The 7,349-nt window shown below is 69.9% G+C and carries 9 protein-coding genes; 6 read left to right on the top strand and 3 right to left on the bottom strand.

Going from position 1 to position 7,349, the window contains the following annotated elements:
• Positions 1–100 precede the first annotated feature (100 nt).
• From D7W82_RS37435 to D7W82_RS37415, 5 genes are read left to right on the top strand one after another with little or no spacing between them, the layout of a single operon-like run.
• The gene (locus tag D7W82_RS37435; protein ID WP_120622857.1) at positions 101–448 is read left to right on the top strand and encodes a zf-TFIIB domain-containing protein; all 348 of its coding nucleotides are present in this window, start codon (positions 101–103) and stop codon (positions 446–448) included.
• Positions 449–474: 26 nt separating this feature from the next.
• The gene (gene gatC / locus D7W82_RS37430; RefSeq protein ID WP_014394213.1) at positions 475–762 is read left to right on the top strand and encodes an Asp-tRNA(Asn)/Glu-tRNA(Gln) amidotransferase subunit GatC; all 288 of its coding nucleotides are present in this window, start codon (positions 475–477) and stop codon (positions 760–762) included.
• A 6-nt stretch (positions 763–768) separates the two neighbouring features.
• Entirely contained in the window at positions 769–2,232 is a 1,464-nt protein-coding gene (gatA, locus tag D7W82_RS37425) for an Asp-tRNA(Asn)/Glu-tRNA(Gln) amidotransferase subunit GatA (protein WP_120622856.1), read from the top strand.
• Positions 2,233–2,259: 27 nt separating this feature from the next.
• Entirely contained in the window at positions 2,260–3,705 is a 1,446-nt protein-coding gene (gatB, locus tag D7W82_RS37420) for an Asp-tRNA(Asn)/Glu-tRNA(Gln) amidotransferase subunit GatB (protein WP_120622855.1), read from the top strand.
• A 9-nt stretch (positions 3,706–3,714) separates the two neighbouring features.
• Positions 3,715–4,056, top strand: a complete 342-nt coding sequence (locus tag D7W82_RS37415) for a hypothetical protein (RefSeq protein ID WP_120622854.1) — start codon at positions 3,715–3,717, stop codon at positions 4,054–4,056.
• On the opposite strand, the gene D7W82_RS37410 is transcribed toward D7W82_RS37415, so the two are convergent.
• Together D7W82_RS37410 and D7W82_RS40770 are read right to left on the bottom strand one after the other, a co-directional pair.
• Entirely contained in the window at positions 4,040–5,077 is a 1,038-nt protein-coding gene (locus D7W82_RS37410) for a carbon-nitrogen hydrolase family protein (RefSeq protein ID WP_120622853.1), read from the bottom strand. The genes D7W82_RS37415 and D7W82_RS37410 overlap by 17 nt on opposite strands.
• 57 nt (positions 5,078–5,134) lie before the next feature.
• Complete coding sequence (locus D7W82_RS40770) at positions 5,135–5,371, bottom strand: hypothetical protein (RefSeq protein ID WP_120622852.1); 237 nt, start codon at positions 5,369–5,371, stop codon at positions 5,135–5,137.
• A gap of 339 nt (positions 5,372–5,710) precedes the next feature.
• Between D7W82_RS40770 and D7W82_RS37400 the strand changes: the two genes are divergently transcribed.
• Complete coding sequence (locus D7W82_RS37400; RefSeq protein ID WP_147439746.1) at positions 5,711–6,133, top strand: hypothetical protein; 423 nt, start codon at positions 5,711–5,713, stop codon at positions 6,131–6,133.
• On the opposite strand, the gene D7W82_RS37395 is transcribed toward D7W82_RS37400, so the two are convergent.
• Positions 6,126–7,088 (bottom strand): isopenicillin N synthase family oxygenase, encoded by a 963-nt coding sequence (locus tag D7W82_RS37395; RefSeq protein ID WP_120622850.1) that lies wholly within the window; start codon positions 7,086–7,088, stop codon positions 6,126–6,128. The two genes, D7W82_RS37400 and D7W82_RS37395, sit on opposite strands and share 8 nt — an antisense overlap.
• Positions 7,089–7,349: the final 261 nt, after the last annotated feature.

The raw sequence follows: 7,349 nt of genomic DNA, 5'->3' as shown, positions 1-7,349 counted from the left end.
GTCCAGGGGGGCTCCGAGGAGGCGGAAGCAGGGCCTACATTTCGGGCGCGTCCCCGCGGCGAGAGGGTATGGTGCCTGCCGCCAAGGAGAACCCAAGACCATGTCCGACCTGAGCCCCGACAAGCCCTCCCACAACGAAGACGACTACTTCGCGCGCGAGGAGATTGAAGCCAAGCGCAAGCTGGCCCTCCAGCAGTCCCAGGAGATGGCCGCCCAGCAGCGCGAGTCGCTCAAGCAGCTGCACCACATGAAGTGCCCCAAGTGCGGCATGGACCTGCAGACGCTGAAGCAGGGCAACGTGGAGCTGGACAGCTGCTTCAACTGCCACGGCGTCTGGCTGGACGCGGGCGAGCTGGAGCAGCTCATCAAACAGCATGGCCACGAGGGCAGCCAGAGGGTGATGGGCTCCATCCTCAACCTCTTCAAGCGCTCGCCGCCGTCCCCGTAGCACCTCAAGTCCGGAGGAGGCTTCCCATGGCCCTCACGCTCGAGCAGGTCCGGCACGTGGCCACCCTGGCGCGGCTGTCGCTGACGCCGCAGGAGGAGGAGCGCTACGCCACCCAGCTGTCCGCGGTCCTGGACGCGGTGGCGGAGCTGGAAGCGCTCGACGTGAGCCAGGTGGAGCCCACCTCCCACGCGACGCTCGCGTCCTCGCTCTTGCGCGAGGACGTGCTGCGTCCGTCACTGCCCCCGGAAGCAGGGCTCGCCAACGCGCCGGCGAAGGTGGGCAGTGCCTTCGCGGTCCCGAAGATTTTGGAGTAGCCCGCCATGTCGTCGCTGACCGACCTGTCGATGCTGGAGCTGGCGGCGAAGCTGGCTTCGCGCGAGGTGTCCTCCGTTGACGCCACGCGCGCGAGCCTCCAGCGCATTTCCCAGGTGGACCCGAAGGTGCGCGCCTTCCTGCGCGTGGACGAGGCCGGGGCGCTGAAGGCCGCCGAGGCCAGTGACGCGCGCCGCAAGGCGGGCAGCCCGCTGAGCGCGCTGGACGGCGTGCCCGTGGGCCTCAAGGACATCTTCCTCACGCAAGGGGTGGAGACCACCTGCGCCTCGCGCGTCCTGGAGGGCTTCGTCCCGCCCTACGACGCCACCGTGGTGCGCCTGCTGAAGGAGGCGGGCCTGCCGCTGTTGGGCAAGCTGAACATGGACGAGTTCGCCATGGGCTCGTCCAACGAGTCGAGCGCGTACTTCCCCACCCACAACCCGTGGGATTTGACGCGCACGCCGGGCGGCTCGTCCGGTGGCTCGGCGGCGGCGGTGGCGGCGCGCGAGGTGTTCGGCGCGCTGGGCACCGACACGGGCGGCTCCATCCGCCAGCCCGCGGCGCTCACCAACACCGTGGGGCTCAAGCCCACGTACGGCAGGGTGTCGCGCTACGGCGTCATCGCCTTCGCCTCGTCGTTGGATCAGCCGGGCCCCATGGCGCGCACGGTGGGGGACACCGCGGCGCTGTTCCAGCTCATCGCGCGGCATGATCCGCTCGACTCCACCTCCGCGGACGTGGAGACGCCGGACTGCCTCACGGGGCTGGAGGACGGCGTGCGCGGCCTCAAGCTGGGCGTGCCTCGCGAGTACTTCGCGGAGGGCATGGACCCGGAGGTGGCGGGCACGCTGCGCGCGTCGCTGGAGGAGTTGGAGAAGCTGGGCGCGACGCTGGTGGACGTGTCCCTGCCGCACACGAAGTACGCGCTGGCGACGTACTACCTGCTGGCGTCCTCCGAGGCGTCCAGCAACCTGGCCCGCTACGACGGCATCCGCTACGGGCAGCGGGCGAAGGACGCGCGCGGGCTCAAGGAGCTGTACACGCAGACGCGGGGCCAGGGCTTCGGCGCGGAGGTGAAGCGCCGCATCATGCTGGGCACCTACGCGCTGTCCGCCGGCTACTACGACGCGTACTACCTGCGCGCGCAGAAGGTCCGCACGCTCATCCGCGAGGACTTCACGAAGGTGTTCCAGCAGGTGGACGCCATCGTGTCGCCCACGTCGCCGGTGCCGGCGTTCAAGCTGGGCGCGAAGGTGGACGACCCGCTGTCCATGTACCTGATGGACGTCTACACGCTGCCCTGCAACCTGGCGGGCCTGCCCGGCCTGTCCGTGCCGTGCGGCTTCACGCAAGGCGGGCTGCCCATTGGCATGCAGCTGTTGGGGCGCCCCTTCGACGAGGCCCGCCTGCTCCGCATCGCCCGCGCGTTCGAGCGCGAGCACGACTTCTTCCGCCGCGCCGCCCCCGTCTAGCGGGCGCGACACAAGGGTGACACCGCCATGCCCCTGAGCGACTTCCAGACGGTCATCGGCCTCGAGGTCCACGCGCAGCTGCTCACGCAGTCCAAGATTTTCTGCGGCTGCTCCACCGCGTTCGGCGCCGAGCCCAACCACCACACCTGCCCGGTGTGCCTGGGCATGCCCGGCGTGCTGCCGGTGCTCAACCAGCGCGTGGTGGAGTACGCGGTGCGCACGGGCCTGGCGCTCGGGTGCACGGTGAATCCCACGAGCGTGTGGAGCCGGAAGAACTACTTCTATCCGGACCTGCCCAAGGGCTATCAAATCACCCAGTATGATCAGCCCATCTGCGAGTGGGGCGAGCTGGTCATCGACACGCCCTCCGGGGAGAAGACGGTGCGCGTGCGGCGCATCCACCTGGAGGAGGACGCGGGCAAGAGCGTGCATGACGCCTCCGCGTCCGCGGGCCAGAGCCTGGTGGACCTGAACCGCGCGGGCGTGCCGCTGATGGAGATTGTCAGCGAGCCGGACCTGCGCGATGCCGACGAGGCGGTGGAGTACCTCAAGGTGCTGCGCGACGTGCTGGTGTACCTGGGCGTCAACGACGGCAACCTGGAGGAGGGCAGCTTCCGTTGCGACGCCAACGTGTCGGTGATGCCCAAGGGCTCCACCACGTACGGGCAGCGCTGCGAGTTGAAGAACCTCAACTCGTTCCGCTTCCTCAAGCAGGCCATCGAGTACGAGGCCGCGCGCCAGGTGGACGTCATCGAGTCCGGCGGCAAGGTGGACCAGGAGACGCGCCTCTGGGACGTGAACAAGGGCATCACCCGGTCCATGCGCTCCAAGGAGGACGCGCACGACTACCGCTACTTCCCGGAGCCGGACCTGCCGCCGCTCCTGGTGTCGGACGCGCTGCGGGACTCGCAGCGGCAGTCGCTGCCGGAGCTGCCGCGCGCCAAGCGCACGCGCTTCATGGGCGAGTACGGCCTGCCGGCCTACGACGCGCGCATCCTCACCGCCGAGCGCCCGCTGGCGGACTTCTTCGAGGCCTGCGCGAAGCACGTCTCCGACGCGAAGAAGCTCTCCAACTGGTTCCTGGGTGAGCTGAGCCGCCTGCTCAAGGAGGAGGGCACGCCCATCTCCGCGCTGCGCTTCACCCCGGCGCAGCTGGGTGCGCTGCTGGCCACGGTGGAGAAGGGCACGGTGTCCGCGAACGCGGCGAAGGACGTGCTCGGGGAGATGTTCCGCACGGGCCGCCCGCCCGCGGACATCATCGCGGAGAAGGGGCTCGCGCAGGTCAGCGACGTGGGCGCCGTGGAGGCGGTGGTGGACGACATCCTCGCGAAGAACGCGGGCGAGGTGGAGAAGTACAAGGCCGGCAAGAAGAGCGTGTACGGCTTCTTCGTGGGCCAGGTGATGAAGGCCATGAAGGGCAAGGGCAACCCCGGCCTCGTCAACGAGCTGCTCAAGAAGAAGCTGGGAGAGTAGGGCGCTCGCGTGGGCCGGCCCCTGACGGTGGATGGCGTCTCGTACCGCTGGAGCCTCCAGGGGCAGCGGGACGCTCCGAAAGGATTGGCCTGGCGGCTGCTCACGGTCGTGTGGGCGGAGGCCACCCGTCAGGCGCTGCACGTCCGCGTCCGCCACGATGACCCGTGGCTCCACGTGGGCGACCGCGACAAGTCCGGACTCGTGATGCGCAGCGTGGGGCCCGGCCTGGTGGCGCGGGTCATCGCGATGGCGCGGGACCTGGGATGGAAGCCGGAGGAGCGTGGCCCCACGCTCGAGTTCGTCCTGGAGGACGACGCGCGGCTCGTGCCGCTGGCTAGCGAGACACCGTGACGTGGAGCACGTCCTCGCCGCGCGGATCCGCGGACCGGGCGAGCACGTGCACGTCGTCCGGCCCCCGGCGCTCCAGGATGAGCGAGGGCGCCTCGAAGGTGTTGTCGAAGAAGCCGCCGGTGAGCTGCGGGTTCACCGCGTAGCGCACGCGCTTCAGGGTGCGCAGCTGCGTGAAGAGGCCCTCGTTGAACCACTGCTCGCGGCGCAGTTGCGTCTCGCCGGGCGCGTTGAAGGCCCAGGGCGCGTCCCAGCTCCAGGCATTGGCGGACGGCTGCGCGAGCACCTCCACGCCCAGCGCGTCCAGGTACTGCGCGCAGGGCACGAAGTAGGGTTCGCCGGACGTGTGGGGTTCGCGGAAGCCGTCGTAGCAGACGAGCGTCCCCAGCTTTCCGAACGGCGTGTCCAGCACGGGCAGGTCCTCCGGACGGCCCGGGCTCAGGTGCAGCACGTCCTCCTGCGTGGGCACCAGGTTCACCTTGCGCGTGACGCCCACGCAGTGTCCGTCCGGTGAGAACGTGTAGCTCGTGTTGAAGGTTCGCGCGCCCGCGGGCTCGTACTCGGGGGTGTCCGGGCCCAGGCGGTTCGTGGGCAGGAGCGCGCTGCCGGCCACCACCCACAGGCCGAAGTCGCGCGCGATGCCGGAGAAGGTCTCGTACATGGCGCGGTGCACGCGGGGCGCCACCGTGGCGTAGAGGCACTCCTCCAGCGTCGGTGGATGGAAGGCGCTCCACGTGCGGAACATGCCCAGCCACTCCGCGAGCGCCACGCGCGTCATGGCCCCGTTCGTCGTCTTGCGGCGGCGCACGCGCGACAGGTGTCCCATCAGTCCCAGCGCCGCGCCCACCATCTCAGGCCAGACCACGAGCGCGGGGTTCAACGGCCGGCCAGAGGCGTCCCGGGGGCGCAGCGCGTCCACGCGGGCAGCGAGCGCCCGGTGGTGCGAGGCGAACGTCTCCTGGGAGGCATAGTCGTCGAGCGTGACACGCGGCTGGATGGCGAACAGGTCAAGGGAGGTGGTCACGGTGCCGCGAGGATGGCAGCCACCCCCATGCCGCGCGAGCCTCGCGGCGATGGACCGTCAGGTTCCGGGAGTGCCGCCGTCGAGGCCGTGCCCGGAGGCCGTGATGCGCATGAAGAGGACACTCCACGTCGAGGTGCACCCGTTCGTCGACGCGGCGGAGGCGCTCGCGGGACGGAAGGCGAAGGCCCGGGGCGTGGCGCCCGACAACACCGTGTGGTGGCTCGCGGACGCGGGAGGCGAGGGCGACGAGGTCCTCCACTTCGCGGACGGCTGGGACACCTGGGAGCGGTTCACGCTGCCTCGCGGTGCACCGGACTTCGACTTCGTCCAGCCGCTTCCCGATGGTGAGGTGCTGCTCGTGAACGGGCGTTGCCGTTACCGCTCGGAGACGGGATACGAGCGCAACGCCCACGTCTACTCGCCGGAAGGCACGTTGCTGCGGGAGCTGACCCTGGGAGACGGCATCGAGGACGTGCAGACGACGTCCGATGGACAGGTCTGGGCCAGCTACTTCGACGAAGGCGTGATCGGCGCCCTGGGCAGGGGGGCGACACTTCAGGGCCTTCAGGGCGAGCCCTGGGCTCCGAGGGCCTGGAGCGCTTCGATGCGCTGGGGCAGGGGCAGGAGAGCGGTGTGTCGATGGCGCTTGGCCTGGGGCAGTACATCCTGGACTGCTACGCGCTCAACGTCGCTTCGGAGCGGGAGACCTGGTTCTACAGCTACTCGGACTTCCCGCTCGTGCGCATGAGGCCCGGACAGCCCTCCACGGTCTGGTCCTCCCCGGTGCATGGCGCGCGCGCCATCGCCGTCAACGACACCCACGTGCTGTTCGGCGGGAATTACGACGACAAGCCGCTGCTCCAGCTCTACCGGCTGGACTACCGGGGCCACCAGCGCCTGGGCCCCGTGGCCCGTGTCGTCCTCACGGACGAGACGGGCCGGGCGTGGCAGCCCTCGTGGCTCAAGGGACGGGGACCCTGGCTCCATGGCGCGGAAGGGACTCGCCACTTCCGCGTGCACCTGGAGGAGCTGCTCGCCCGCGCGGGGGCTACTTGAGGAAGCCCAGCTCGCGCAGGCGCTGCTTGAGGAACGCGTCCGCGGTGATGGGCGGGTGGCGCGCGGGGTTGTCCGGCGTCTCCGTCTGCGGCAGTGGCTTCAGGATGCAGTCGGAGAACGGATGCACGAAGAAGGGCATCGAGTAGCGCACGGTGTCCTGCTCCGTGCTGGGCGGGTTCACCACCCGGTGCGTCGTGGACGGGATGACGCCGTTCATCACCCGGCTGAGCATGTCGCCCGAGTCCACGACGATCTGCCCGCGCAGCGTGTCCACGGGGATCCACTCGCCGTCGCGCGTGAGCAGCTCCAGGCCGCCGGCCGTGCCTTCGCACAACAGCGTGATGAAGTTGATGTCCTCGTGCTCCGCGGCGCGCACCGCGCCCGGGATGAAGCGGTCCTTCAGCGGCGGGTAGTGGATGAGCCGCAGCACGGAGTTGCCGTCCACCGTCATGTCGCTGAACGTATTGCGCGCGATGCCCAGGTAGTCCGCCAGCGCCTGGAGCATCACCGTCGCCGCGTCGTCCAGCTCCCGGTAGAGCGTCAGCGTGTGCTCACGGAAGGTGGGCACCTCCTCCGGCCAGACGTTGGCACCGTAGTCGTCGCGGTACGGGTGGTCCACGGGCAGCTCGCGGCCCACGTGCCAGAACTCCTTCAGGTCCCCCACCTTGCGGTTCTTCGCGTGCTCCTGGCCGAACGCCATGAAGCCCCGCTGCCCCGGACGCTCCGGCACCGCGTAGCGCGTCTTGGTGGACTCCGGCAGCTGGAAGAAGCGCTCCACGTCCGCGTACGTGCGGCGGATGAGCGCGTCCTCGACGCCGTGGCCCTCCACGGTCACGAAGCCGAACTCCTTGAGCGCGTCGCCAAACACCTGGACGAAGCGGGCCCGCTCCTCGGGAGTGCCGGAGCGGTAGTGGGACAGGTTCACGGTGGGGATGCGTCGGGCCGAGCGGGACATGCGCGCATCCTATCCGCGTGACACCTTCCTGACACGCCGCAGTCCTCCGCCCAACCGTCACCCCGGCCCACGGGCGGGGTGCCCTCCTCACTTTGCGACACCCACCCTTGGCGGCAGTGGATGCCGGGCTTCCGGGATGTGCAGATTGGGCAGGGAATTGGCCAGGGGGGCGCGGTATGGCCGAAGTCGCGAGGAACGAACGCACGTGCACAGCGTGCGGGCGGGGACATGGCGAGGGGACGTCGTGCGACACGCTCGTCC

The sequence above is a fragment of the Corallococcus sp. CA049B genome (assembly GCF_003611685.1).
Taxonomy (GTDB): domain Bacteria; phylum Myxococcota; class Myxococcia; order Myxococcales; family Myxococcaceae; genus Corallococcus; species Corallococcus coralloides.
This window is presented reverse-complemented; position numbering and strand designations above follow the sequence as displayed.

What these genes read in the sequence shown, in the direction of transcription:
- D7W82_RS37435 (WP_120622857.1), top strand. Translation starts at nt 101, where the DNA reads ATGTCCGACCTGAGCCCCGACAAGCCCTCCCACAACGAAGACGACTAC.
- gatC (WP_014394213.1), top strand. Translation starts at nt 475, where the DNA reads ATGGCCCTCACGCTCGAGCAGGTCCGGCACGTGGCCACCCTGGCGCGG.
- gatA (WP_120622856.1), top strand. Translation starts at nt 769, where the DNA reads ATGTCGTCGCTGACCGACCTGTCGATGCTGGAGCTGGCGGCGAAGCTG.
- gatB (WP_120622855.1), top strand. Translation starts at nt 2,260, where the DNA reads ATGCCCCTGAGCGACTTCCAGACGGTCATCGGCCTCGAGGTCCACGCG.
- D7W82_RS37395 (WP_120622850.1), bottom strand. Translation starts at nt 7,088, where the DNA reads ATGTCCCGCTCGGCCCGACGCATCCCCACCGTGAACCTGTCCCACTAC.